Source organism: Pseudomonas sp. GXZC, assembly GCF_026967615.1.
Classification (GTDB): domain Bacteria; phylum Pseudomonadota; class Gammaproteobacteria; order Pseudomonadales; family Pseudomonadaceae; genus Aquipseudomonas; species Aquipseudomonas azotoformans_A.
In genome coordinates, this window is sequence record NZ_CP114115.1 from 3,367,330 (window position 1) to 3,393,362 (window position 26,033).

Here is a 26,033-nt window from a genome sequence, read left to right on the forward strand (position 1 = left end):
GCGGACGATCACATCGTCCCCCACGCCTCTCAGGGTGACGCGGGTCGTTTTACCCTTGTGCATGAGCTGGGCCATGCCTTGGGGATGAGCCATCCCAGCCAGTATGACGTCAGCTCCGGGCCTGCGAAATCCGGGTATTTCGAGGACTCTGAAAGCCATACCGTCATGAGCTATTTCGGCGTAGACGAAGGCTATATGGACCATGGCAGCACCCGCGCATCTGCGCCGCAACTTGACGACATCAGCGCTTATCAGCAGAAATACGGCGCCAACCATGAAACCCGCAAGGACGACACTACCTACGGTTTCAATTCCAATACCGACCGGGATTTCCTCAGCGTCAAGACCGACAAGGACAAGATGGTCGCTGCCATTTGGGGTGGCGGCGGCACCGATACATTGGACTTTTCCGGTTATAAGCAGGACCAACAGATCAGCCTCAAAGGCGGGACTTTCTCGGATGTCGGCGGCCTCAAGGGCAATGTCTCGATTGCCTGTGGCGTGACCATCGAAACGCTGTCGGCGGCTCCGGCAACGATTTGCTGGTGGGCAACGAAGCAGCCAACACGCTCAAAGGCGGGGCCGGCAATGACCGCTTATATGGGGCGGGCGGGGCGGACATCTTGTGGGGCGGCAAGGGCAACGACGTTTTTGTTTATGGGAAAACCAGCGAGTCGACCCACGACGCGCCCGATCAGATCATGGACTTCGTCAGCGGCGAGGACCGGGTGGATGTCTCCGGGATTCGCACGGCACTGGGTAACCAGCCGTTGAAGTTTGTCACTGCACTTTCTGGCGCCAGTGGTGAGGCGATGGTGACCTATGACCCGGCACGTCAGATGAGTACGTTGCGAATCGCCGGCAAACCTGACGAGCCGGCCTTCGTCCTGCTGGTCCACGGTAAATTGCAGCAGAGCGACATCGTCAGTTGATTCAGCCGGCGTTTCGCAACAGCGTCTCAAACAATCGCTGCACCTGGGGTTCATCAGTGTGGGCCACGTTGAAACGCATCGAGTCACGCTGCGCCGGGTCGTAGCCAAACAGCGCGCCGGGCGCCAGCACCATGCCCTGCTTTAAGGCCGCCTGGGCCAACAGTTCGCCGTTGACCCCAGGCGGCAGGCGCGCCCAGATAAACATCCCGCCTTCGTAACCCATCGGCAACTCGCAGCCGCATCGTTTGAGCCATTGTTCCACGCGTCCGCCGGTCTCCATCAAGCGCTGCACCATGCGCTTGCGGTGCTTGGCGTAACTGCCTTCGCTGAGCATGCGATACACGATCTGTTCGAACAGTTCGGAGGTCACGCCGCCGCTCATCAGCTTCATGTTGGTGAGGTTGGCCGCCAGTTGCGGCGCGGCCACCACGAAGCTGACGCGGGCGTTGGCGCTGAGGATCTTGGAAAAGCCCGACAGGTAGGTGACCTGGTCGAGGCCGGCGAGGGCGGCCAGGCGCGGCGGCGGGTTGGGGTGCAGGTCGCCGTAGAGGTCGTCCTCGATGATATGGCAGTGGTACTGCTGGGTCAGTTGCAGCAGGCGGAACGCCTGGCCTGGGTTGAACGAGTGGCCGGTGGGGTTGTGCAACACGCTGGTGGTCAGGTACAGGCTGGGGCGCTGCTCGGCCAGCAGGTGTTCGAGGGCCGTGAAGTCAAAACCGTCGGGGCGCCGCGGGATCGTCACCACCTTGACCCCGTGCAGCGCCAGGTTGGCGTGGAAGTTGAAATAACACGGTGCATCGAGCAGGACCGTATCGCCAGGACGTGCCAGCAGGCGCATCAGCATGTCCAGGCCTTGCACGGTGTTGGGAGTGGTGATGATCTGTTCCACCGGCACCGACAGGCCCTCGCCGTGCAGCTTCTGTTGCAGGGCCTGGCGCAACGGCAGCAACCCGGCCGGTGTGCCCAGGCTGGCGATGCGCAGTGACGTCGCACGCACCACGCTGCGCAGGGTTTGGCGCAGGGCTTCACTGTCCAGCCAGGTTTCCGGCAGGTGGCCGCCGCCGGGGCGCAGGTCGCCGTTGGCCGCGGCCAAGGGGCGGCGCAATACGCTGAGCAGGTCTTGAGGCAGCAGGTCCACCCAGTTCGAAGTTGTCGGGCTTGGGTGGTCTATCGCCACGAAATAGCCACGACCTTGACTGGACGTGAGCAGGTTGCGGCCGCGCAGGCGGTCAAGGGCCTCATTGAGGGTGAATTTGCTCACGCCCAGGATCTCGGTCAGTGCGCGCACCGAGGGCAATTTGCTGCCGGGCGCCCATTCGCCGTTTTCGATGGCCTGGCTGAACGCCTCGACGATCTGTTGCACCTTGGGGGCACCTTCTACAAAGGCGATGGCCGATACGAACACGTGACTTCCTTATCTTTGCTGGTAATTTTACCGGTAAAGTCAGGGCGAATTAGGCATTACTTTACCTGCCTTGCGCAATGCCAACTGCCTAGACTGCGGGCTCCATCCCCCAGGTCTCCGGCCATGACAAGCGCGTTAACCCTTTCCTCGTTCCTGTATTTCCTGCTGTTTTGCGCCACCATGACCTTCAGCCCCGGCCCCATGACCCTGCTGCTGTTAAGCCTGGGCGTGCGCGACGGGCTGCGCCGTTCGATCCCGGCACAAATCGGCGCCAGTGTGGCGTACCTGATCTCGATCCTGATCTTTGCCGTGGGCTTTTCCGAATTGATCAAGGGCTACCCGGTGATCACCCAGGGTATCCAGGTGGTCGGCGTGGCGTACATCCTGCACCTTGCCTACAAACAGTGGACCAGCAGCGGCGTGGTGATCGAACGGATCGGCCATGTGGAAGCGGCGCGCAACCTGTTCGGCAAGGGCTTGCTGACCGGGTTTTCCAACCCCAAGACCCTCATCATGTTCAGCGCGGTGTTCCCGCAGTTCGCCGGGACCGGGGAGAGCCGTTCGACGGTGGACATTGCCATCCTCGGGCTGACATTCCTGTTGCTGCAATTCGCCAGCGGCTGCCTGTATTGCTATTTCGGCCAGCGCATCAAGCACGTGCTGGAAAACCCCAAGCGCCGGGTGGTGTTGCAGCGCATCACGGCGCTGTTGCTAGTGGGCGTTGCCTTGATGCTGGCGCGGGGCTTTGCCCACTGAGTGTTGAGCTTATGAGCGGTAGTGGCGATCTGCCGTTGCCCTGATAGACTCCAGGCATTCCTCCAGGATCTCACCCCACCATGTCAGCTGCAGAAGGCACCGGACTTCCGCTCGCTTCACGGCTGTACAAATCCCGTACCCTCGGGCTGACGCTCGGTTTTGTGTGTGTGGTGTTCGGGATGTATCCCCTGGCCCCCGCTTGGTGGGTGTGGGCCTGGATGGTGATCAACGCCTTTGCCTGGCCGCATGTGGCTTTTCAGTTGACGCTGCGCAGCAACAACGCACTGCGCAGCGAACGGCGCAACCTATTGTTCGATTCCTTTTGCGGTGGGTTCTGGGTCGGTGCGATGCACTTCAACCCGCTGCCCAGCGTGACCACCTTATCGATGATGACCATGAACAACGTGGCCATCGGCGGACCGCGCTTCATGCTGGCGGGCTGGGTGGCGCAGGCGCTGGGTATCGGTACGGCGCTGCTGATTTTTACTCCGGCCTTCATCGCCGTCACCTCTCAGGCACAACTCTACGCCTGCCTGCCGATCCTGATGCTGTATCCGCTGGCATTGGGTTGGATCTGCTACCGGCAGGCGGTGACGCTGGCGCGGCACAAACGTGAATTGCTGGCGCTGAGCCGCACCGACAGCCTGTCCGGCCTGCTCAACCACGGCGCCTGGAAGGACCACCTGGAAATCGAATTCCAACGCTGCCGCCGAGGTCCTGCTGGCGCCGCCATCGCACTGATCGACATCGACCATTTCAAGACCATCAATGACACCTACGGTCATGTCACCGGCGATATCGTCCTGCGCCAGCTCAGCAAAGTGCTGCGCCAGAACCTGCGCGCCACCGACCTGGCCGGGCGTTACGGTGGCGATGAATTCTGCGTGATCCTGCCCGACATGGCGCTCAACCGCGCCACTGAAGTGATGGACGCCCTGCGTGACCGTTTCAACGCCCTGGCCTACGCCCAGGACCCGACCTTGCGCGCGAGCTTGAGCATCGGCCTGGCGCCCTATCAACCGACCCACGCCGACTCCACGCAGTGGCTGAACGACGCCGACCAGGCGCTGTACGAAGCCAAGAGCAGTGGGCGTAACCGCGTCAGTTCGGTACAGGGGAGTTGGTTGCGATCGATCTAGTGGGGTAGGGTGTGGCGGCACCTTTCAACAACAACAAGGATCGGTTCATGCTCTTCACTTTCCCCCGTACCCTCCTGGCCGCCACCCTGGCCCTGTCCTTCGCCCTGCCGGCCTACAGCGCCGAACCCCATAAACAGATCCAGGCGCAATCCGAACAGTACAAGGCCGAAGCCCTGAAACTGCTGGAGCGCCTGGTGAATATCGACTCGGGTTCAGGTTATGAACCGGGTCTGACCCAGGTGCGCGACATTGCCGTGGATGAACTTAAACAGCTGGGGTTCTCCATCGAACTGGTGCCGGACAAAGCGGCCAACAACAGTCACGTGGTCGCCACCCTCAAGGGCACTGGCAAAGCCAAGATCCTGCTGATGGCCCACATGGACACGGTGTTCAAGGAAGGCTCGGCCGCTGAGCGTCCCTTCCACATCAAGGACGGGCGCGCCTATGGCCCCGGCGTGATGGATGACAAGGGCGGTATCGTCGCCGGCATCTACGCGCTTAAAGTCCTCAAGGACCAGGGCTTCAAGGACTACGCGCAGATCACCTTCCTGCTCGACGCCAGCGAGGAAACTGGCTCCGATGCCGCCTCCGACCTCATCCGCAAAACCGCCAAGGGCCATGATGTGACCCTCAACCTCGAACCCGGCCGCCCCGCCGACGGCCTGGTGGTGTGGCGCAAAGGCAGCGCCACCGCCGTGGTTGAAGTCAAAGGCAAGGCCGCCCATGCCGGCGTCGCCCCGGAACTTGGCCGCAACGCCGCCATGGAAGCTGCGCACCAGATCCTGCAACTGGGCAAGCTGGGGGATGAAGAGAAGAAAACCACCATCAACTTTACCGTGATCAAGGCCGGGGATCGCACCAACGTCATTCCCGACCAAGCCACTGCCAAAGCCGATGTGCGTGCGGCATTACCGGAAGAGTTTGATCGCATCGAGAAAGACCTGGCGCGAGTCTCGGCGAACAAGCTGATCCCGGAGACCGAAGTCAAGACCAGTTTGCAACGTGGCTTGCCACCGATGCCGCAGACGCCAGAGTCAGACAAGTTGGTCGCGATTGCCCAGGGGATTTATGCGGAGTTGGGCAAGACACTGACCATCGAAGGCAGCGGCGGGGCGGCGGATGCGAGCCTGTCGGCTGGGGTTGGGACGCCGACGCTGGATGGGTTTGGGATTGTCGGCGGGAATATTCATACGCCGGAGGAGTATGCGGAGGTGGAGAGTGTGGTGCCGCGGGTTTATTTGCTGAGTCGGATGATTATGGAGTTGTCGAAGCGGTGACTTTCCGCTGATTGATATCCTTCTGTGGTGAGCAGGCTTCTGTGGCGAGCAGGCTTGCCCTGCGTTGGGCTGCGCAGCAGCCCCAAAACAGACAATGTCGATTTGCCTGAAAATTCCCATTGCCTGGAGTGGGGCCGCTGCGCGACCCAGCGCGAGCAAGCTCGCTCACCACAGGGGGCTGTGTTGCCTTGAAGGTGGTGTTACCAAGTTGATTGGTCTTCCAGGCTGGCTTTTTGGAGGTCGTCTTTCCAAACCTCGTTTGCCAGTCGGTATATGTCGGCGAAGAAACCTCGAGGGTCGTCTATTTCTGTTTCGTCCCAGGCCATTTTTGAATACGCGTCCGGATCGTCCTCAAAATAAGAGCGAAAGTTGAAGTCTTTAGTATTTAGTGCGTTGAGTAAGCATTCTATTAGTTTGTATCTGTGACGATAGGAAAGCTTGTTGAACGGATCTAGGCAATACTCAAGAATAAGCGCCTCTCGGTCTTTATTTTCGTTAGGGTTAAATCGGGCGAGTGCTTCTCCTCGAGTTTCCTCCCTGTCGTAAATATCGAAAACACCTATGAAATAGTTCAAGCTGGCGTCGAAAGGAATCTGTTCAGAGGAAGGGTGAAATAACATTTTTTCATTCCTTAATGGGGAATAGAGTAAAGGGCGTGCCGTCTTCACGAATTTTCATTTCTGCACCATTCATGGACGGGTTGAAAATTGGGTTGTTCGGGTCGTTTTTATTTGGCCGATATCCACGCCCAGCCCCTGGTGATTCTATTCGCACAATATCGTTTTTCTTGTCATCAACGCCAGTGAAGCGCGATAGCCCTCGTTCAGTTCGAGAAGTTGCCTTAGTCCACGCCTGAAGTTGAAGCTTCCAGCTGTTAAATTGCGAACTTGGAACTCCCTTTCCGTTCTTTGGGATCATACCTGTTATGGGGTCTTTTCCATCGATCGACCGCCTACTTAACTTGGCGCTCTCTACCTCTGGACCATGTTTACCGACCATGTGCATATCGTACTTCGTTTCGTATTCCAAAATTCGACGTTTAGCATTGGCTTCGGTAAGCCCCTTGATTTTCGCCTGTCTTGCTGTCTGCGCCGGTGCAGGGGTGATTGGCTCGCCAGAGTTAACGCTAACGGCATCAAAAGGCTTTGGCGCTTTAAGGGGGGGCTTGCAACTATCTGCACCTGGACAAGTGTTTAACCCTAACGGGTCCACCCATCCCGTAGGATTGGGCACGTACTGGTACGCATTGATCCCACCCGCCAATTTCACCGGATCAGGCGTCAGGTAGCGACCAATATCCGGATTGTAGTAGCGATGACGGTTGTAGTGCAGCCCGCTTTCTGGGTCGAAGTATTGGCCTTGGAAACGCAGCGGGTTGTCGATTTTGTTGATGTCGAGACGGCTGATTTCGCCATGCGCGCGGTAGTGGGCGGACCACACGATTTCACCATCCGGGGCGGTAAGTTCCTGCGGCGTACCTAGGTGGTCAAGTTGGTAGTGGTAGGCCTTGGTTTCCTTTGGACCAAAGCCTTCCAGCAGCGCCAATGGCCGGAAGCTGACGGGTTCGTAGAGGTAACTGCGATGGCGATCCGCTTGGTGTTCGGCGATGAGTTTGTCGCCCTGCCAGAAAAACTCGGTCGTAATTCCATCAACGGTCTTGCTGATACGCCGCCCAAACGGGTCATAGCGATAGCTGGCAGTCTGGCCGTTGGGCTTTTTAATCCCGATCAGCCGGTGCTGGCAGTCGTAGCGGTATTCGGTGACGAGTTGGTGGCCTTCGCCACGTCGTTCGCGAATAAGGTTGCCGAAGGCGTCATAGTCGTAGTGGTGGTCGCCTTGGATCATCAGGCGATTGCCCGCCACGATGTCTGGGCCGGGGCGGTTTTGCATGAGTAGGTTGCCGGCCGGGTCGTGGGCGAAGTGCTCTTGCTCGCCTTGGGAGTGGTCGGCGTGGGTGATGCGGCTGAGCGGGTCGTAGTGGTAGTGGTGTTCGCCTTTGCGGGTGTCTTGCAGGCGGGTGAGGTTGCCGGCTTTGTCGTAGTCGTAGTGGCGTTGGTAAAGGGTGTGTTGCTGTTGGGTGACGGCGTGGGCGTGCAGGCGTTGCTGGTCGTCGTAGTGGTAATGGCTGAGCAGTTGGCCTTGTTGGCGCTGGTGTTCCTGGCCGGCTTTGAACAGGTGGGAGGTCAGGGTTTCACCGTTCAGTTCGACGGTGGCGAGGTGGCCGCCTTTGTCGTGGTTGAAGGTGAGACGGTTGTTGTCCGGCAGGCGTAGGTTTTGAAGCTGACCGCAGGCGTCGTAGCCGTAGCGTAGCGTGCCCCAGCCTTGGTGTTCGGCGGTGAGTCGGTTTTGGCTGTCGTACTCGTAGGCCAACGCCCAGTGGCCGTCTTCGACGCTGAGGAGATTGCCCTGGCGGTCGTAGGCGTAATCGACCAGGTTGCCATCGGGCAGGGTTTTTCTTACGAGTCGACCGGCATGATCGCGCTCGTAGCGGGTAACCAGCTGACTGCCGTCATCGCCGTGTTCGGTCTTTTCCTGAAGGTTGCCGTTGAGATCGTAGACGTAAGCCGTGCGCTGGCCGTCAAACCCGGTTTCCTGCTGGATCAGGCCATTGGCGTGATACTGGAGCCGGTAGGTTTCTCCGACTTCGTTTTCGATCTCGGTGAGCAACAACCGCACATTGTCGTAACGATATTTGACCTGAGTGCCATCAGCGTTGATGCGTCGGCTGATCAGGTGCAGGCCGTCGGCGTATTCGTAGCGGGTGACGTGGCCGAGTTCATCCCGTTCGGAGGTGATTTTTCCGTAAGCGTTGTAGGTATATTTACGCGTATCACCGCTCGGCAAGACGATTTGGACTAATCGTCCTACGTGGTTCCATTCAAATTGCGTAAGCGCGCCGTGCTCATCTTCCTGGCTGATTTTTCGTCCGCGATCGTCATAGCGAAAACGCTTGATTCCGCCAGTCGGCAACTGCTCCTCAAGCAACTGCCCACGCTCATTCCAGGCCAGCCGATGGTAGCTGTGATCCGGCAGCCAAACCTGCGTCAGTTGCCCGCGTTTGTTGTAGCTATACTCAGTCGAATGGCCGTCAGGACCGGTCCTACGCGTAACGTCGCCCTGGTCATTACGCTCATATTTCCAAACCGCTTCACCACGCCGCACAACCCGTACGAACCCATTGTCATGCTCGTAGGTCGTCGGCTCATCATCCCCAGGAAACAACGCCACCAAACGCCCAGCTTCGTCGTACTGATACGCCGTGATCGCTCTCAGCGGATCCTGCTCAACCGTCAGCCGGCCTTTCTCATCGTAGGATTTGAAGTGCTCGGCCCCGTCAGGATCCACCCGCTGCACCAGCCGCGCGCGCGGGTCATGCACATAGACTTCCTGGCTGCCATCAGCGTTAAGCACCGTGACCTGGCCGTTATCGTCCCAGGCATAGCGCGTGTCCATCTGCGAAAAACTCGCCCAATGCCGGACACATCGCGCCGCCTTACCAGACCGTTCCCACGCCCAAAAGAAACTCGCCCCACCGGCCAAACCGCGCTCAAGAATGACGTGCTGCTCGTCGTACCGATAAACCTCGCTTTCGCCTACGGCATTGGTCGCGCAAACCAGTCGTCCAAAATTGTCATAGGCGTAGGAAACAACGTTCTGCTCCGTCACCCAGACAAACGGACCGTCATCCACCGCCCGCTCAATCTGGTAATCCACCGCCACAATGCGGCCCGACGCATAGCGCAAAAACAACGAGCGCCCCACGCCGTTATCCAGCCGCTCAATCTGCCCCAGGTAATTACGGAAAATGCGCAACCGGTTGTCATACGCATCGCTGATCGCCGTCAGCACACCGTCGCGAAAGTGGTAGAAACGTAACCCTTGAGACAGGACTAACTCATCGGGCAACGACCCCAAGTAGATCGCGGCTTCCGCCAGGCTGTTGGTAATCGCCGGCCGAGAAACCGTGGGCAAGGGCAGGGTAGTCGACCGATTCTCATGATCGGTCCACACCACCGAATCCCCGGAAACACTCAACCGATGCGCCAGCGAGTGACTCCAGCCAAACCCCAACCCGCCATCCACTTCCACCGCGCTGGTGCGATACAACCGGGTCCACTCAAACGGCAAGATCCCGTCCAGCACACCATCGGTCAGCGTCAGCAGTTCCTCACCCGTGACCATCGACACCGGGCAGCCGTTGGTGACCGTCTTGTCCGAAGAATCAGCCGCATCCCCCGCCGGATTTCGAGCAGAAACAGGCACATCATCCACAGGCTCCACCTGCTTCAGCATCGCGTTCTGCCGCGCCTTCCAGCGCATCTGCAGCCTGCCTTGCTTCAACCCACCCACCACCCCGCGAACCGCGACCGCCTTGTAGCGATCCACGGCCTGCATGAACTTCGTCAGAATCCCCAAAAGCCCCCTGACAAAACCCACCGCTGCCTCAAGAATCTGCCCGCCATACTTGACCAACCGCAGGCTCAAATACGCCACACCCGCCGCCGGCAAGGCGATGGTCAACACCACGCCAATCACCAGATCAATCAGCAACGACACCACAAAGCCAGCCGCCATCTCAGCCATTTCACCGGGCGGCAAGGCGTCCAGCCAGATCATCGCCGTGCGCAGCATCAGGAACAGCGCCGCCTCATCACTGGCCAGCAACATTGCCTGTTCCATGACCTTGGGTGCATCGGTGGCGAGTTGCGCCAATTTGGCCGCTTCTGCGCCCAGCTGTTCGACGTATTTCAAAGGGTCATCAAGAATCGCCTGCACCAGCTTGATGCTGTCCCACACATCACGAATCGCCGCCCAACTGCCCGCCAGTACGCCGCTGCCAATCGCACTGGCGGTGGACTGCTCCCAGTGCGGTTTAAAACCCGACCACTCAGACCGAAGCCACTGCTCCAAGTCCCCTGTCAGCCCAGCGTAGGACGCAAACAACGCGTCCACTTGCTCAGTAGAAACGCCCCCCTGCACCCGCACCTGATAACGCCCGCCCGCCGCGCAGTGGTGCGAGCCTTTGCCTTGGTCATCCAGCATGACCACAGCGGAACTGCCGTCATCCAGCCCGATCACCTCCACCGGGATATTGCCGATCGGCACGTCATACACCGACTCGAACAGACTCTCGATTTTCAGCTCGCCGCCTGCCGGACACTGAGCCACGGTCGAAAAATCGGTATCGGAAAGGCTCACCGCCCGCTGCGAATCTCCCACCCGCAACACGCGATCCATTCCCAGCAGCGACGGCATATCCAGCCCATGTCTCACCGAATCCAGCGCACGCGAATACCACGCGTCCATCTGCTGGCGATAAAGCACCAGGCTCTGATGGAAGCCATCCAGCTCAAATTCAATCAGGGCAATGTGGGAAGGGTGGGTCATCGGCGCCGATTCCCCACAGATGACGCGCAAAAAGGCAAAGCACTAAAAAGAAAATCCATCCGCAATCCCTCGCACTGTCTATTCAGGCGAGGGACTTTGCGGACCTTTTCAGGGGAGGGGAGTAGCGCTTATCCGGCAGTCACGTGGGATTTTTCGACAATCCTCGTCTTCTCCCGCCCCAGCACCAGACTGCACAGCGCCGGCAAGAACAACAGCGTCAACAGCGTGCCCACCAACACTCCGCCGATCAGCACGTAAGCCAGGGACGACCAGAACACCGACAGTGTCAGCGGGATAAACGCCAGCGCCGCTGCCAGTGCAGTCAGGATCACCGGCCGTGCACGCCGCACCGTGGCTTCAACGATAGCCGCGCGAATCGCCATGCCGTGCTCCTGGTTCTGGCGGATCTGGTCGGTAAAGATCAACGTGTTGCGCATCAGGATCCCGCCAATCCCGATCAAGCCCAGGATCGCATTGAAGCCGAACGGCTGGTTGAACAGCAGCAAGGTCGGCACTGCCCCAATCAACCCCAGCGGCGCCGTGGCGAAGACCATGAACATCACGCCGAACGAGCGCACCTGAAACATGATCACCGTCAGCGTCAGCAGGATCATGATCGGGAACAGCGCGGCCAGGGCGACGTTGGCCTTGGCGCTTTCTTCCACCGGGCCGCCGATGTCGATCTGGTAACCGGCGGGCAGCCTGGCGATCAGCGGTTGCAGGTCTTTGTACACGGCCATCTCCACGTCGGGCGGTTGCACGCCGTCGATGATGTCGGCGCGCACTTCCACGGTGGTCGCGCGGTTGCGGCGCTTGAGGATCGGCTCTTCCATCACTGCCTGGAAATGCCCGACCTGGGCCAATGGCACTGAAGTACCGGCGCTGTTGGTCAGGGTCATGTTGTTGAGGTTGCCGAGGTCTTCGCGTTGGCTGCCCTGGGCGCGGGCGACCACTGAGACGGTGCGGTTGCCCTCACGCACTTCGGTGATCGGGTTGCCGCTGAGCAAGGCATTGAGCTGGGACTTGACCTCATTGGGCGTGAAACCCAGCAGACGCAGGCGGTCTTGATCCAACACCAGGCGATAACCGCTGGTGCGCTCGCCCCAATCGAGGAAGGCGTCCTTGGTCAGTTTGTTGGCGGCGACCACTTTGCGCACGTCTTCGGAGACGCCGCGCAGCACATCCACATTGGGGCCGGACACACGGAACACCACCGGGAACGGCACTGGCGGGCCGAACAGCAACTGCGTCACGCGCACCCGCGCCGCAGGAAACTCACCGGCGGCAATGCGTTCACGCATGCGCAGTTTCAAAGCGTCGCGCGCGTGGGAGTCCGGGGTCTGCACGATCAGCTTGGCAAACGCCGGGTCCGGCAGTTCGGGGTTCAGCGACAGGAAGAAGCGTGGTGCGCCGCCGCCCACGTAGGTGTCGACCAGGGTGGTTTGCGGCTCTTGCAGCAAGGCTTTTTCCAACTGCGCGGCCACCGCTTCGGTGCTTTTGAAGGCACTGCCGGGCGGCATGTACACCTCAAGAATCAACTCGGAGCGGTCGGAGTTGGGGAAGAACTGCTTCTTCACCACGCCCATGCCCAGCACGCACAGCACAAACGCCGCCACCACCAGGCCGGTGACCAGCCAGCGCCCACGCACGCAGGCTTCGACCACGCTGCGCAGTTTCTGGTAGTAACGCCCGGCATAGATTGCATCATGGCCGCCCGGCACAGGCTTGATCTGCGGCAGCAGTTTCACCCCCAGATACGGCGTGAACACCACGGCCACCAGCCAGGACGAGATCAGCGCAAACCCGACGATCCAGAAGATATTGCCGGCATATTCCCCGGCACCGGAACGGGCAAAGCCCACCGGCAGAAAGCCGATGATAGTGACCAGCGTGCCGGTCAGCATCGGCGCTGCCGTGGAACTCCAGGCAAAGGTGGCGGCGTGAATCCGGTCGAAACCTTCCTCAAGCTTCACCACCATCATTTCAATGGCGATGATCGCGTCATCCACCAGCAAACCCAGGGAAATGATCAGCGCGCCGAGGGTGATGCGGTCGAATTCACGCCCGGTCAGCAGCATGATTACAAACACCACCGACAAGGTCAGCGGCACCGCTGCCGCCACCACCAGGCCCACACGGAAGCCCAGGGCCAACAGGCTGATGACCATCACCACCGCGAGGGCGACGAAGAATTTCAGCATGAATTCGTTCACCGCCAGGCTGATGTTTTTCGCCTGGTCGGAGACCTTGGCGAAGTTCACGCCCAGCGGCAGGTCGGCCTGGATCTTGGCTTCCTGGGCCTTGAGGCTCTTGTCGAGTTCGAGGCCGTTCCAGTGTTTCTCCATGATCACGCCCAGCATCAGCGCCGGGTCGCCCTGATGGCGGATGCGGTAGCTGGGCGGGTCTTCATAACCACGGCTGACGGTGGCCACATCGGCGATGCGCAACACGCGGCCATTGACTTCCAGCGGCACGTTTTCGATCAGCGACAGGCTGTCGAACGCACCGTCGATCCGGATGTAGGCGCGGGCCCCGGCGGTCTCGACGAAGCCCGACGGCGCCACGGCGTTTTGTGCGGCCAATGCAGCAAAAATCTGATCCGGCTTGATGCCCAGGGTTGCCAGGCGCTCGTAGGAAAACTCCACAAACACCCGTTGCGCCTGCTCGCCAAGGATATTGACCTTCTTCACCCCCGGCAGGTTGAGCAAACCCTGGCGCAGGTCTTCGGCCATCTGCACCTGTTGCCGATGGGGCAGGTGTTCAGCTTCCAGGGCGTACAGCGCGAAATACACATCGGAATATTCATCGTTGAAGAATGGTCCGATCACGCCCTTGGGCAGCTTCGCGGCTTCATCACTGAGCTTTTTGCGGGTCTGGTAGAACAGGTCCTGGATTTCGCTGGGGCGTGTGGACTCCTTGTAGGTCATGCGCATCGACACGAAACCCGGCTGGGCGATGGTCTCGACACGGTCGTAGTAGTCCAGTTCCTGCAGGCGTTTTTCCAGGCGGTCGGCCACCTGTTCCTGCATTTCCTGGGCGGTGGCGCCGGGCCAGGCGGCGGTGATGGTCATCACTTTGACGGTGAAAGACGGGTCTTCGGCGCGACCCAGCTTGCCGAACGAGAAGATCCCTGCCGCCAGGATCGCGATGATCAGGAACAGCGTGACCGCGCGATGCTTGACCGCCAGTTCCGAGAGGTTGATACCGCGCATGCTCAGTTGTCCTGTTTGCGGTTAAGGGCCAGTACTTGCGCGGGCAGCAGGCGCACGGCGTCACCGCTGTGCAACAGGTGTGCGCCGAGGGCAACGATGATCTGGCCGGGGGCAACACCACTGTTGAGCAGCGCGTCTTCCTGGCCGAGGCTGGCGACGTTCACCGGGGCGAAACTGACTTTGTCGTCCGCGCCGATCAGCCACACGCCGGTGCCTTGTCCCGAGTCCTGCAGTGCGCCAATGGGCACGCGGGTTTGCTGGGCCTGGCCGTTGCCTTGCAGGCGTACGGTGATGGTGGAACCGAGGGCGAAACGGTCAACGGCACCGTGCAGCACGTAGCGGGCGCGGTAGGTGCGGGTGGTCGGGTCGGCGCTGGCAGAAAGTTCGCGCAACGTGGCGGTCACCGCCTGGTCCGGGGCGCCGAAGGGGAAGGCCAGGGCTTTTTGTGAGGCTTGGTCGCGCTGGTTTTCTGGCAGGTTGACGATAGCTTCGCGGGCACCGTCATGGGCCAGGCGCGCAACAATCTGCCCTTCGGCGACCACTTGGCCGCGATCCACACGCACGTCGGTGATGATGCCGTCGCCATCGGCCTTGAGCACGGAGTAGGTGCGACGGTTTTCGATCTGGCTGGCGTCGGATTGCGCCGAGGCCAGTTCGGCCTCGGCCACCCGCAGGTTGGTCGCGGACTGGTCGAAGATCTGCCGCGACACGGCGCCGGTGTTGGCCAGGCGCTGGTAGCGGTTTTCGTCGTCGCGGCGCTGGCGCAGTTGCGCCTGGGCAGCGTTGACGCGGTTCTTCGCCGAGCGCAGGGCCAGTTCGAAGTCGCCGATGTCCAGCACCAGCAGCGTGTCGCCACGGGAAACATGCTGGCCGGGGTCGACCTTGCGTTCGATGACCTTGCCGCCGACCCGGAAACCCAGGTCGCTTTCGGTACGTGCTGCGACCACGCCGGTATAGGCGCTTTGCTGAGTGCCGGCGGCTTCGACTTTGGCGGCGAGGACCGGGCGTGGCTGAGGCACTTCGGCGGCGGTGTCGGCCTTGCTGTTGCAACCGTTGAGGACGATCAACAGGGCCAGGGGCGTGAGAAGACGCAAGAGAAGAGGGTGCATGGCGGGCTCCGGGGGGGGTAACCATTGGGTAAAAAATTATGGACATAATTTTTTACGCATATTATGGTCGAAATATAAATTAATCCAGCCCCCCGGATGTCCCCCATGAGAAACGCCCCGGTCCCCTCGCGAAGCCTGTTGTTTTTACTGGTGGCCCTGACGGCACTGGGTGAGGTTTCAACCCAATTGATCATTCCCGGCCTCGGCGCCATCGAGCAGGCACTCGCAGCGCCAGCCGGTTCGGCACTCATGGCGCTGTCGGCGTTTGTGGCTGCTTTCGGTCTTGGACAATTGCTGTTCGGCCCGCTGTCGGACCGCATTGGCCGGCGCCCGGTGTTGATCGGCGGCCTGGTGCTGTATGTGCTCGCGACCTTGTCGATGCTGCTGGTCCACGACATCCACCAGTTCATCCTCGCCCGCGTGCTGCAAGGCCTGGGCGCTTGCGCCGCGTTGGTACTCGCACGCACGGTGGTGCGGGATGTGTGGAAGGCCGAGGCGGGGCCCGCACTGGCTCTGACCATGATCGGCATGCTCTACGCCATTGTGGTGGCACCGATGGTCGGTGGCCTGTTGATCAAACTGTTCGGCTGGCACGCGCCGATCGTCCTGGCGCTGGTGATTGGCAGCGTGGTGTTACTGCTGGCCTTGCTGTTCTTTCGCGAGAGCAACCACTTCCTCGATCCCAAGGCCGGTCACTGGCGCACCCTCGGCGGGCAGTACCTGGATCTGCTCAAGGGTCGTCAATACCGTGCGTTCGCCGTGGCCTTGGCGTGCACCTATGGCGCGATGTTTGCGGTGATCGCCGGTTCTTCGGCGGTGTTCATCAATCTGCTGGGCTTCAGCACGCTTGAGTACGGCATCAATTTCGGCCTGATCGTGTCGATGCTGATCGTCGGTTCCACCTACACCCGACGCAACATCATGCGTCTGGGCCCGCAGCGGATTGTGACGATGGGCGTGACGATGGTCGCCGTTGGCGGTGTGTCCGCGCTGGTCATTTATGCGCTGTTTGGCCTGTCGGTACTCGGCCTGGATATTCCGATCGCACTGGTCACGCTTGGCGGCGGCCTGGTGTTGCCGGGCTCGGTCACCGGGAGCGTCATGCCCAACGCGCACCGCGCTGGCCTGGCGGCTGGCCTGATGGGGTTTGCACAGATGTTCGGCGCCACCTGCAGCGGTGTGTTACTGAGCCAACTGCGCGATGGCAGTGCCGCGCCGATGATTATCATCCAGGCGTGTTTTGCGCTGACGGCCTTTGTCGCGTTTCATCTACTGCGTCAGCGCCAAGTCAAGGGATTGTCCTATACGTAGGACGATCCAGGCCGCTTTTGCCGGCTAGTGCTCAACCGCCAGCCGACTTATGGTGTAGGCACTTTGGAGGTACACCATGAAAAAGCTTATCGGCATCTACACCAGCCCTCGCGGCCATTGGGTCGGCGACGGTTTCCCGGTGCGCACGCTGTTTTCCTACGACACCCTGGGCAAACACATCAGCCCATTCCTGCTGCTGGACCACGCCGGCCCAGCGGATTTCACCCCGACCGAACAACGTCGCGGCGTCGGCCAACATCCTCATCGCGGCTTTGAGACGGTAACCATCGTCTACGATGGCGAAGTCGAACACCGCGATTCCACCGGCGCCGGTGGCACCATCGGCCCCGGCGACGTGCAATGGATGACGGCCGCCAAAGGCATTCTCCACGAAGAGTTCCACTCCGAAGCCTTCGCCCGCAGCGGCGGCGCGCTGGAGATGGTGCAACTGTGGGTCAACCTGCCGGCCAAGGACAAAATGGCCGACGCCGGTTACCAGACGATTGTCGACGGTGACATTCCGGTACTGCCACTGGCCGACGGCGCCGGGCAACTGCGCCTGATTGCCGGTGAGTTTGCTGGCACCCAAGGCCCGGCGCGTACGTTTACGCCCATCGACGTGTGGGACTTGCGCCTCAACGCCGGCAAACCCGTCACGTTGGACCTGCACGAAGGACGTAACACCGCCCTGGTGATCCTGCGCGGCACGGTCTTGGTCAATGGCGAGGAGGTCGCGCGCCAAGGGCAATTGGCGCTGTTTGAGCGTGATGGTCGCCAACTGACGCTGGAGGCCAATGACGACGCCAAGGTGTTGCTGCTCAGTGGCGAACCCATCGACGAGCCTATCGTCGGGCATGGCCCGTTCGTGATGAATACCGAGCAGGAGATTCATCAGGCGTTTGCGGACTTTCAATCCGGTCGTTTCGGGCAGATGTAAGCACGCCCGCTATACCCTGCAGCGGCATTTCATGCGATCTTCACGGCATTCGCCCTGGAGTCGCCTGGATGCCCTCATTTATCGCTGATCACCCGATGCTGTGCGCCCTGGCGCTGATCTTTATCGACATCGCCGTGTGGCGCCTTATTTCCGTCAACCTCGCCAACTGGAAGCTCGCGGCGCGGTTGGCGATCTTTGCTGTGTACAGCGCCGTGCTGTTCAACGACGGCATGAACCCCATGCAAGTGGCGCCCTATGCGGACAACACCGCCTTGCACCTCGCGGCCACCGCCTTGCAGATCGGCTGGTGGCTGTTCGCGGCGCGTACTCTCACGGTATTGCTGGGTGCGGTGATGATGCAGCGGGTCGGTCACACCGGGCGCCTGTTGCAGGACCTGGTCGGCGCCGTGATTTTCCTGATCGCGATCATCGCCGCCATGGCCTATGTGCTCGACCTGCCGGTCAAGGGTGTGCTCGCTACGTCCGGCGCGGTGGCGATCATTGTCGGCCTGGCGCTGCAAAGCACGCTGAGCGATGTGTTTTCCGGGATCGTGCTCAACACCACCAAGCCGTACCAGATCGATGACTGGATCTCCATTGACGGCACCGAAGGCCGGGTGACCGACATCGACTGGCGCGCCACGCGCCTGCAAACCTCCCAGGGCAGCCTGGCAGTGATCCCCAATTCTCTGGCGGCCAAGGCCAAGATCATCAACTTCTCGCGCCCGGCGGACATGTTCGGCCTGTCGGTCAGCCTGCAAGTCAGCCCCCATGCGCGCCCGCAAACGGTGATCGAGGCGCTGGAACGGGCGATGCAAGGCTGTCGGCCGCTGCTGGGCAAGCCGGCGCCGAGTGTGGCGTTCAAAACGTCCGCCAGTGGCGGCGTCGAGTATGAAATCAGCGGTTTTGTACCGGCCATGGCCCTCAAGCGCGAGGTGCGCAACCAGCTTTACGACCTGGCCTTCCGTCACCTGCAAGCGGCGGGTGTCGGCTTGCTCTCGGCCACGGAAAGCAGCGCGCCTGCGGCCATGTCAGCCGCCCGTGCATTGCTGGAGCGTTCGTCGATTTTCTCCACCCTGCGCCAGGAAGAGAAAGATACCTTCAGCCAGAACATGACCCTGCACACCTACCGCGCCGGCGACATGATCCTGCCGGCCGGGGAGGTCAGCGATCATTTGTTTATCGTCGAATCCGGCGTGGTCTCGGTGATGTTGATCAAGGGCGGGCACAAGTTCGAAGCCGGGCGCATGGGGCCAGGGGAGGTGATCGGTGAGGCGGGGATTCTGTCGGACCAGGCCGCACTGGCGGATTTTTCGGCCAAGACCTTCTGCACCCTGTACCGCATCGAGAAGGAATACTTGAAACCGTGCCTGGATGCGCGCCACGACATCAGCGAAGCCATGAAGACCCTGCTGGATTTCCGCCTGCACGCCGCGCAGGCCTTGACCCAGGAGGCGCCCGTGGTACCCGTGAAGAAGGGCTTCCTGCAGTGGCTTCGCCAACGCGGGCTCTGAAGGTAAAAACCGACTAACCTGCGTTTTTCGCACGTTACCCCACGCAATAAATCGTTTGTCCAACGGCTGGCCGATGACAAGACTGCATGTCACTCGGATAACAACAACGTTGGGCGAACCACATGCAACTCGAGCGCAATTTTTTCAACGGTCACTTTGTCGAACCTGCCAGTGACGCACTGATCGCCGTCTACAACCCGGCCACCGAAACCCTGGTCGGCCACGTCAGCGCCGCCACCGCCGAGGAGGCGATTGCCGCCGTCGACGCCGCCGCCATCGCCCAGAAAACCTGGGGCAAACTCACCAGTATCGAACGCGCCGAACACCTGCGTGCCTTTGCCGATGCCCTGGACAGCTGCGCTGAAGCCATCGGTACGGCGCTGGCCAGCGAGTCGGGCAAGAGCGTCAGTGACGCCAGCAACGAAGCGCGCTACGCCGCGCAGATCACCCGCTACCACGCCGAATGGGCACGCCGGATCGAAGGCGAGATCATCCCCAGCGATACCCCGGACGAAAACCTGTTCCTGCAACGCGAGCCGATTGGCGTCGTGGCTTGCCTGATCCCGTTCAACTACCCGGTCTACACCCTGTTGCGCAAGATCGCCCCGGCGCTGATCGCAGGCAATACGGTGGTGGTGCGGCCGAGCAACAACACGCCGCTGTCGGCGTTTGAAATCGCCAAAGCCGTGGTCAAGGCCGGAATTCCAGCCGGCGTCATCAATATCCTGACCATGGACCATGCCACTGCCGCCAGTGTCTGCACCCACAAGGCGGTCGGTTTGATTACCCTCACCGGCAGCGTGAATGCTGGGCGCATTGTGCTGGATTACTGCAAGGCCAACATCGCCAAGCCCTCGCTGGAGTTGGGCGGCAAGACCCCGGCGATCATCGAGGCCGATGCGGACCTGGAAAAAGCCGCCAGCGCCATTGTTGCCTCCAAGACCACCCACTGCGGCCAGCTGTGCACGGCGGTGGAGCGCGTGTATGTGCACGAAAGCATCTATGACGCGTTTTTGGCCCTGCTCAAAAGCAAGATCAGCGCCGTGAAGTTCGGCGACCGTGCAACCGACGCCAGCCTGATGGGCCCGTTGGTCAACGCCAGCTCGCAACAGAATATCCACGCCATGGTCGAGCGCGCCGTCGCCGCCGGTGCTGTACTGGAAGTGGGCGGCGTGCTGCCTGAAGGTTCTGGGCATTTCTACCCGCCGACCCTGCTCAGCGGCTGCCGCCAGGACATGGAAATCATCCAGGAGGAAATCTTCGGCCCGGTACTGCCGGTGCTCAAGTACCGCGACATCGATGAAGCACTGGCCATGGCCAACGACCACCAGTTCGGCCTGTCGTCGGTGCTTTACACCGAGAACTACCGCACGGCGATGAAAGTGGCGAATGCCATTGAAGCTGGCGAGTTGTACGTCAATCGCACACCGGCGGACCCGTACCAGGGTTTCCATGCCGGCTGGAAACGCTCAGGGCTGGGCGGCGATGACGGTAAGCACGGGATGCTTGAGTTCACCCAGACCCGCTTGGTGGTCATGAAGTACTGATCCACGCACACCCGCGACACCCTTAATAAAAACAATTATCGGGGCACCCGTGCATCGGGTGCCTGAGGTCCGAATGATGTCCAAGCCTGCACCCGTTGCCCAGGTTCCTGTTGCCGTGCCCGCGGCAAATGACACCGCCAGTCGCTATTTCCAATTGATGTTGCTGGTGCTGGCCGCAGGGGCGATCTACCCGATCCTCTACCTGCGCCAGGTTTACCAGACCACCATGCTCGATGTGTTCCATATCAACCACAGCGAGCTGGGCTATCTGTATTCCATGCTCGGCACGATCTTCCTGCTCAGTTACTTGCCCAGCGGCTGGTTGGCCGACCGCTTGCCGCCACGCTTCCTGATCTTCTTCTCGCTGGTTGCCACCGGTGGGTTGGGCCTGTGGTATTCGACGGTGCCGTCGATGACCGGCCTGATGGTCATTTTCGGTTGCTGGGGCCTGACCACCGGCCTGACGTTCTGGGCCTCGGTGCTCAAGCGCGTGAAGATGATCGCGCACCACACCGAGCAGGGCCGTTTTTTCGGCATCCTCGATGGCGGTCGCGGGCTGGTCGAGGCGCTGTTGGCCACTGTGGCCCTGGGCCTGTTCGCCTATGCCACCGAAACCCGCAGCGAGACGGCGGCCGAGGGCTTCAAGCACGTGGTCTACCTGTATTCCTTTGTGTGTATCGCCATCGGCTGCGTGCTGGTGCTGCTCAAGGATCCCAAGTCCATGGCCGAGACAGCGGCGGTGGAGAAGGGCAAGTTCAACCTCATCGCTGACTTGACCACGTTGGTGAAAATCCCCGAGCTGTGGCTGGTGACCGCCATCGTGTTCTGCGGTTACCACATGTTCTGGGCTACCTACAGTTTCTCCGACTATCTGCAAGGCAGCGGCATGACCGCCGTGATGGCCGGCACCATCACCACCATCAAGCTGTGGATGCGTCCCATCGGTGGCATCGGCGGCGGCTGGCTGGGGGATAAATTCTCGAATATTTCGGTGCTGATCGTCGCACTGGCGCTGGTGACCCTGGCGATGGTCGGGCTGATCGTGTTCCCGGCCTTCAACAGCCTGGGCCTGCTGATCGGCACGGTGATTTTCATCGGTTTGATGACCTACGCGATCCGTGGCCTGTACTGGGCAATCCTCGACAGCTGCGACATTCCGCTGCGCATCACCGGCCTGGCCATCGGCATTGTCTCGGTGGTGGGTTACCTGCCGGACACCTTTATCCCGCTGATCAACGGCTACCTGACCGACACCTACCCAGGCAAGGCCGGTTACAACCTGTATTTCGGCTACATCGCCTTCATCGGCGTGCTCGGCACCCTTGCGGCCTTGACCCTGCGCGCCCGAATCAACCGTAAAAAATTCAACCAGACAGGTGCCTGAGATGAAAATCGTCGCCCTTGAAACCCATATCGTTGCTGTCCCGCCGCCGCACATCGGTGGCATGTACTGGCTGTTCGTCAAGCTCAAGACCGACTGCGGCATCGAAGGCGTCGGCGAGATCTACGCCGCCACCTTCGGCCCCAAGGCCATGCTGCCGATCATCGAGGATGTGTTTGAGCGCTACCTGCTCAACCACGACCCGCACCATATCGAGCGTTTCTTCCGTCAGGCCTATTCCAGCGGTTTTACTCAGCGTCCTGACCTGACCATGATGGGCGTGGTCAGTGGCCTGGAAATGGCTTGCTGGGACATCATCGGCAAGGCCGCCAACAAGCCGGTCTACGAGCTGCTCGGCGGCAAGGTCAACGAGCGTCTGCGTTCCTACACCTACCTGTACCCGGTCAACAGTCAGGGCGAGTACGACTACGACGACCCAGACCTGGCCGCCGAGTGCGCCATCGAGAACATGAACAAAGGCTTCACCGCCGTGAAATTCGACCCGGCCGGCCCGTACACCGCGTATTCGGGCCACCAGATCTCCCTTGAGGTGCTGGAGCGCTGCGAGACCTTCTGCCGCAAGATCCGCGAAGCGGTGGGCGACAAGTGCGACCTGCTGTTCGGCACCCACGGGCAGATGGTGCCTTCGTCGGCAATCCGCCTGGCCAAGCGCCTGGAGAAATACGACCCGCTGTGGTTCGAAGAGCCGGTGCCACCGGGCCAGGAAGAAGCCATGGCCCAGGTCGCGGCCAAGACCAGTATCCCGATTGCGACCGGCGAGCGCCTGACCACCAAGTATGAGTTCTTCAAGCTGCTGCAGGCCGGCGGTGCGTCGATCCTGCAGATGAACGTGGCGCGCTGCGGCGGGCTGCTGGAGGCGAAGAAAATCGCGAGCATGGCCGAGGCTTATTACGCGCAAATCGCCCCGCATTTGTACAACGGACCGATTGGCGCAGCGGCGAGCTTTCAGCTGGCCACGTGCACGCCGAACTTCCTGATCCAGGAAAGCATCATGACCTGGGGCGGTTTCCATGCCGAAGTACTGATCAAGCCGCTGCAATGGGAGGACGGCTACATCATCCCGTCCACCGAACCGGGCCTGGGGGTTGAACTGAACATGGACGTGGTGCGCAAGCACACGCCGTACACCGGGGAACGCCTGCACCTGCAAATGGCGCCGACCCCGGCTGACGTGAAAGACACTTCGCCCGCCAAGGGCTAAAAAAAACGACTGATGCGGTAACCGTGAATGACATATGACTACATCATCGCCGGCGCTGGCGCCGCAGGCTGCATCCTGGCCAACCGGTTGTCCGCCTCCGGCGAACACTCCGTGTTGCTGCTGGAAGCCGGCGGCAAGGACAGCTCCTGGTGGTTCAAGATCCCGGTCGGTTTCGCCAAGATGTATTACAACCCGACCTTCAACTGGATGTACTACAGCCAGCCACAAAAGCAGTTGGCCGGGCGTGAAATCTACGCGCCGCGCGGCAAAGTGCAGGGCGGCTCGGGCTCGATCAACGCGATGATCTACGTGCGCGGCCAGGCCCATGACTTCAATGACTGGGCCGCCAACGGCAACGACGGCTGGGGGTTTGCGGACGTACTGCCATATTTCCGCAAGCTGGAAAACCACCCGTTGGGCGACACCGAGTACCACGGCGGCAGCGGCCCCATCAGCATCACGCCGATGAAGGGCCAGACCCATCCGATCTGCGACGTGTTCCTCAAGGGCTGCGAGCAATTGGGCTATGCCCACAGCGACGACTTCAACGGCCCGAACTTCGAAGGCGCCGGTTTGTATGACGTCAACACGCGCAATGGTGAACGTTGTTCCAGCAGCTTTGCGCACCTGCACCCGGCGCTCGGCCGTTCCAATCTGACGGTGGAGTTGCATGCGTTGGTGGATCGCGTGCTGTTCGACGATCAGCAATGCGCCACGGGCATTGCCGTCACCCAACACGGCGTGACGCGCACCTTCTCGGCGCGCAAGGAAGTGATCCTGTGTGCCGGCGCGGTGGACACGCCGAAGATCCTGCAACTGTCCGGCGTGGCCGACCAGCACCTGCTGGCTGAACACAACATCCCGTTGGTCAAGCACCTGCCGGCAGTGGGCGAAAACCTGCAGGACCATCTGTGCGCCAGTTACTACTACAAGGCCAACATCCCGACGCTCAACGACGAGCTCAGTTCGCTGTTTGGCCAGCTCAAGCTGGGCTTGAAATACCTGCTGACCCGCAAGGGCGCGCTGGCGATGAGCGTCAACCAGGCCGGCGGCTTTTTTCGTGGTAACGACGAACAGAAGGACCCGAACCTGCAGCTGTATTTCAACCCGCTGTCGTACCAGATCCCGAAAAACAACAAGGCCAGCCTCAAGCCCGAGCCGTATTCCGGCTTCCTGCTGTGCTTCAACCCGTGCCGGCCGACCAGCCGGGGCACCATCCGCATCGCCTCGAAAAACCCACGGGATGCGGCCTTGATCGACCCCAACTACCTGAGCACCCAGAAGGACATCGACGAGGTGATCCAGGGCAGCCGGTTGATGCGCAAGATCATGCAGGCGCCAGCGCTCAAGGGCATCACCGTGGCCGAGGTGCTACCCGGCGCGGCGGTGCAGACCGACGAGCAGATGCTGCAATACTTCCGCGAGAACAGCGGCTCGATCTACCACCTGTGCGGCTCCTGCGCCATGGGCTCGGACCCGCAGGTGTCAGTGGTGGACAAGCGCTTGAAGGTGCATGGGCTGGAAGGGCTGCGCATTGTCGATGCGTCGATCTTCCCCAACGTGACCTCGGGCAATACCCATGCGGCGGTGTTGATGGTGGCGGAGAAGGGCGCCGACTTGATCCTGGAGGATGCCCACTGACCCTGTAGTGAGCGAGCTTGCTCGCGCCGGGCTGCGAAGCGGCCCCAAAAACAAAGGGAGCGCTGCGCACTCCAGCGCGAGCAAGCTCGCTCACTACAAGGGTTTCGGTTACCAGCCGCGTAGGCGTTCCCACACCTGCCTGTCGCCATTGTCCAGCAGCGCGTGATAGCTGCCAAACTGCGCCCCCGTCGCACAGGCATGGTTGGGCAAAATTCGCAGACGCGTGCCCAACGGGAACTGCGCAGCCACATCTACAGTGCCCCCCTGGAACTGCACCACCCCATGCTCCTGATTGGCGCTGCTCAACAGCAGCCCCTCAATCGGCTCACCGCGTTCATCGCAGACCTGGCCGTAACCAAAGTCCTGTTTTTGCGATTGCGTGCCGCGATCCCGACTCATCGCCATCCAGCCCGAGTCCGTGATGACCCAGCCTTTTTCCGGTTGATGCCCGATCACCGTGGTCAACACGCTCAAGGCCAGTTCGTCGATGCGGCATACGCCGATGTTGTGCATCACCAGGTCGAAAAAGGCATAGACCCCAGCGCGCAGTTCGGTCACGCCGTCCAGGTTGAGGGCAGATAACGCGGTGGGTGTCGAACCGACGCTGACCTGCGCGCAACGCATCCCAGCCGCACGGATGCGTTCGGCCGCTTCGACACACCGCGCACGCTCCTGCTCCGCGATGGCTTGCAGTGCTTCAGGTGTGTCCAGGCCGTAGCTTTCACCCGCGTGGGTCAACACGCCGGTGAGGCGGTCGCCAAGCAGGCGTGCGATGTCCAGCAGCAGCGGGTCGTGTGGCTTGACCCCGGAGCGATGGCCGTCGCAGTCGATCTCGATCATCACCGCAAAGCGTTCGCCATGCTCGCGACCAAAATCAACGATGGCCTGGGCGCCGGCCAGGCTGTCGGTGATCAGCGTCAAGGCGCAGCCCCGACGACGCAGCGCTAGAGCCTGGGGCAATTTGTGCGGGGCCATGGCCACAGCGTAGAGGATGTCGTGGATGCTTAGGTCGAAAAAGTACTCGGCCTCTTTCAACGTCGAAACGGTGATGCCACGGGCACCCGCGGCGATTTGCGCAGCCACCACTTCGGCGCACTTGTGGGTTTTGACATGGGGACGTAACTGCACGCCCAAGGTATTGGCGCGCTGTTGCATGCGCTGGATATTGCGCTGCATTTTTACGCTATCGATCAGTGCGGCGGGCGTGTCCACGGGTGCGGCTCCACATTGAGGGACAGTGCGCAAATTGACGCCCTGTCCAG

Annotated in this window: 16 protein-coding genes and 1 pseudogene; 11 read left to right on the forward strand and 6 right to left on the reverse strand. The window is 61.0% G+C overall.

Features of this window, described 5'->3' with window-relative positions; genetic code table 11:
* Positions 1–195 precede the first annotated feature (195 nt).
* Positions 196–932: pseudogene (locus tag OZ428_RS15645) on the forward strand (M10 family metallopeptidase C-terminal domain-containing protein).
* Between the two features lies 1 nt (position 933).
* Here the strand turns inward: OZ428_RS15645 and OZ428_RS15650 are convergent.
* Positions 934–2,337: an aminotransferase-like domain-containing protein gene (locus OZ428_RS15650; RefSeq protein ID WP_269133995.1), complete on the reverse strand. Its 1,404-nt coding sequence runs from the start codon at positions 2,335–2,337 to the stop codon at positions 934–936.
* A gap of 123 nt (positions 2,338–2,460) precedes the next feature.
* On the opposite strand from OZ428_RS15650, the gene OZ428_RS15655 reads away from it, so the two are divergent.
* From OZ428_RS15655 to OZ428_RS15665, 3 genes are all read left to right on the forward strand, one after another.
* Entirely contained in the window at positions 2,461–3,093 is a 633-nt protein-coding gene (locus OZ428_RS15655) for a LysE family translocator (protein WP_269133996.1), read from the forward strand.
* An 80-nt stretch (positions 3,094–3,173) separates the two neighbouring features.
* Positions 3,174–4,232: a diguanylate cyclase gene (locus OZ428_RS15660; RefSeq protein ID WP_269133997.1), complete on the forward strand. Its 1,059-nt coding sequence runs from the start codon at positions 3,174–3,176 to the stop codon at positions 4,230–4,232.
* Positions 4,233–4,279: 47 nt separating this feature from the next.
* Positions 4,280–5,509 carry a M20/M25/M40 family metallo-hydrolase gene (locus OZ428_RS15665; RefSeq protein WP_028616627.1) on the forward strand — a complete coding sequence of 410 codons (1,230 nt, stop codon included), beginning with the start codon at positions 4,280–4,282 and terminating at the stop codon, positions 5,507–5,509.
* Between the two features lie 200 nt (positions 5,510–5,709).
* Here OZ428_RS15665 and OZ428_RS15670 read toward each other — a convergent pair whose 3' ends face one another.
* The 4 genes from OZ428_RS15670 to OZ428_RS15685 form a co-directional block, all read right to left on the reverse strand.
* The gene (locus tag OZ428_RS15670) at positions 5,710–6,129 is read right to left on the reverse strand and encodes a hypothetical protein (protein WP_269133998.1); all 420 of its coding nucleotides are present in this window, start codon (positions 6,127–6,129) and stop codon (positions 5,710–5,712) included.
* Between the two features lie 4 nt (positions 6,130–6,133).
* Positions 6,134–10,897 (reverse strand): RHS repeat-associated core domain-containing protein, encoded by a 4,764-nt coding sequence (locus tag OZ428_RS15675; protein WP_269134000.1) that lies wholly within the window; start codon positions 10,895–10,897, stop codon positions 6,134–6,136.
* 128 nt (positions 10,898–11,025) lie between these two features.
* Positions 11,026–14,109, reverse strand: coding sequence for an efflux RND transporter permease subunit (locus OZ428_RS15680; RefSeq protein ID WP_269134001.1), 3,084 nt, complete (start codon positions 14,107–14,109; stop codon positions 11,026–11,028).
* A gap of 2 nt (positions 14,110–14,111) precedes the next feature.
* Positions 14,112–15,218 (reverse strand): efflux RND transporter periplasmic adaptor subunit, encoded by a 1,107-nt coding sequence (locus OZ428_RS15685; protein WP_269134002.1) that lies wholly within the window; start codon positions 15,216–15,218, stop codon positions 14,112–14,114.
* A 105-nt stretch (positions 15,219–15,323) separates the two neighbouring features.
* On the opposite strand from OZ428_RS15685, the gene OZ428_RS15690 reads away from it, so the two are divergent.
* The 7 genes from OZ428_RS15690 to OZ428_RS15720 all read left to right on the forward strand — a co-directional run bounded on the left by OZ428_RS15690 (position 15,324) and on the right by OZ428_RS15720 (position 24,771).
* The gene (locus OZ428_RS15690) at positions 15,324–16,529 is read left to right on the forward strand and encodes a multidrug effflux MFS transporter (protein ID WP_269134003.1); all 1,206 of its coding nucleotides are present in this window, start codon (positions 15,324–15,326) and stop codon (positions 16,527–16,529) included.
* A gap of 76 nt (positions 16,530–16,605) precedes the next feature.
* Positions 16,606–17,466: a pirin family protein gene (locus OZ428_RS15695; protein WP_269134004.1), complete on the forward strand. Its 861-nt coding sequence runs from the start codon at positions 16,606–16,608 to the stop codon at positions 17,464–17,466.
* 68 nt (positions 17,467–17,534) lie between these two features.
* The gene (locus OZ428_RS15700) at positions 17,535–18,980 is read left to right on the forward strand and encodes a mechanosensitive ion channel family protein (protein ID WP_269134005.1); all 1,446 of its coding nucleotides are present in this window, start codon (positions 17,535–17,537) and stop codon (positions 18,978–18,980) included.
* A gap of 122 nt (positions 18,981–19,102) precedes the next feature.
* A complete protein-coding gene (aldA, locus tag OZ428_RS15705) occupies positions 19,103–20,527 on the forward strand; it encodes an aldehyde dehydrogenase (protein WP_269134006.1) in 1,425 nt (474 codons plus the stop codon).
* A 76-nt stretch (positions 20,528–20,603) separates the two neighbouring features.
* On the forward strand, positions 20,604–21,911 hold the full coding sequence (locus OZ428_RS15710; RefSeq protein WP_269134007.1) for an MFS transporter: 1,308 nt from the start codon (positions 20,604–20,606) through the stop codon (positions 21,909–21,911).
* Position 21,912: 1 nt separating this feature from the next.
* Positions 21,913–23,130 (forward strand): mandelate racemase/muconate lactonizing enzyme family protein, encoded by a 1,218-nt coding sequence (locus tag OZ428_RS15715; RefSeq protein ID WP_269134008.1) that lies wholly within the window; start codon positions 21,913–21,915, stop codon positions 23,128–23,130.
* 27 nt (positions 23,131–23,157) lie between these two features.
* Positions 23,158–24,771, forward strand: coding sequence for a GMC family oxidoreductase (locus OZ428_RS15720; protein WP_269134009.1), 1,614 nt, complete (start codon positions 23,158–23,160; stop codon positions 24,769–24,771).
* 108 nt (positions 24,772–24,879) lie between these two features.
* On the opposite strand, the gene OZ428_RS15725 is transcribed toward OZ428_RS15720, so the two are convergent.
* Positions 24,880–25,983 (reverse strand): DSD1 family PLP-dependent enzyme, encoded by a 1,104-nt coding sequence (locus OZ428_RS15725; protein WP_269134010.1) that lies wholly within the window; start codon positions 25,981–25,983, stop codon positions 24,880–24,882.
* Positions 25,984–26,033: the final 50 nt, after the last annotated feature.

Bases quoted from the DNA above. Each gene is read 5' to 3' on its own strand.
- OZ428_RS15655 (WP_269133996.1), top strand. From the start codon at position 2,461: ATGACAAGCGCGTTAACCCTTTCCTCGTTCCTGTATTTCCTGCTGTTT.
- OZ428_RS15660 (WP_269133997.1), top strand. From the start codon at position 3,174: ATGTCAGCTGCAGAAGGCACCGGACTTCCGCTCGCTTCACGGCTGTAC.
- OZ428_RS15665 (WP_028616627.1), top strand. From the start codon at position 4,280: ATGCTCTTCACTTTCCCCCGTACCCTCCTGGCCGCCACCCTGGCCCTG.
- OZ428_RS15670 (WP_269133998.1), bottom strand. From the start codon at position 6,129: ATGTTATTTCACCCTTCCTCTGAACAGATTCCTTTCGACGCCAGCTTG.
- OZ428_RS15675 (WP_269134000.1), bottom strand. From the start codon at position 10,897: ATGACCCACCCTTCCCACATTGCCCTGATTGAATTTGAGCTGGATGGC.
- OZ428_RS15680 (WP_269134001.1), bottom strand. From the start codon at position 14,109: ATGCGCGGTATCAACCTCTCGGAACTGGCGGTCAAGCATCGCGCGGTC.
- OZ428_RS15685 (WP_269134002.1), bottom strand. From the start codon at position 15,218: ATGCACCCTCTTCTCTTGCGTCTTCTCACGCCCCTGGCCCTGTTGATC.
- OZ428_RS15690 (WP_269134003.1), top strand. From the start codon at position 15,324: ATGAGAAACGCCCCGGTCCCCTCGCGAAGCCTGTTGTTTTTACTGGTG.
- OZ428_RS15695 (WP_269134004.1), top strand. From the start codon at position 16,606: ATGAAAAAGCTTATCGGCATCTACACCAGCCCTCGCGGCCATTGGGTC.
- OZ428_RS15700 (WP_269134005.1), top strand. From the start codon at position 17,535: ATGCCCTCATTTATCGCTGATCACCCGATGCTGTGCGCCCTGGCGCTG.
- aldA (WP_269134006.1), top strand. From the start codon at position 19,103: ATGCAACTCGAGCGCAATTTTTTCAACGGTCACTTTGTCGAACCTGCC.
- OZ428_RS15710 (WP_269134007.1), top strand. From the start codon at position 20,604: ATGTCCAAGCCTGCACCCGTTGCCCAGGTTCCTGTTGCCGTGCCCGCG.
- OZ428_RS15715 (WP_269134008.1), top strand. From the start codon at position 21,913: ATGAAAATCGTCGCCCTTGAAACCCATATCGTTGCTGTCCCGCCGCCG.
- OZ428_RS15720 (WP_269134009.1), top strand. From the start codon at position 23,158: ATGACATATGACTACATCATCGCCGGCGCTGGCGCCGCAGGCTGCATC.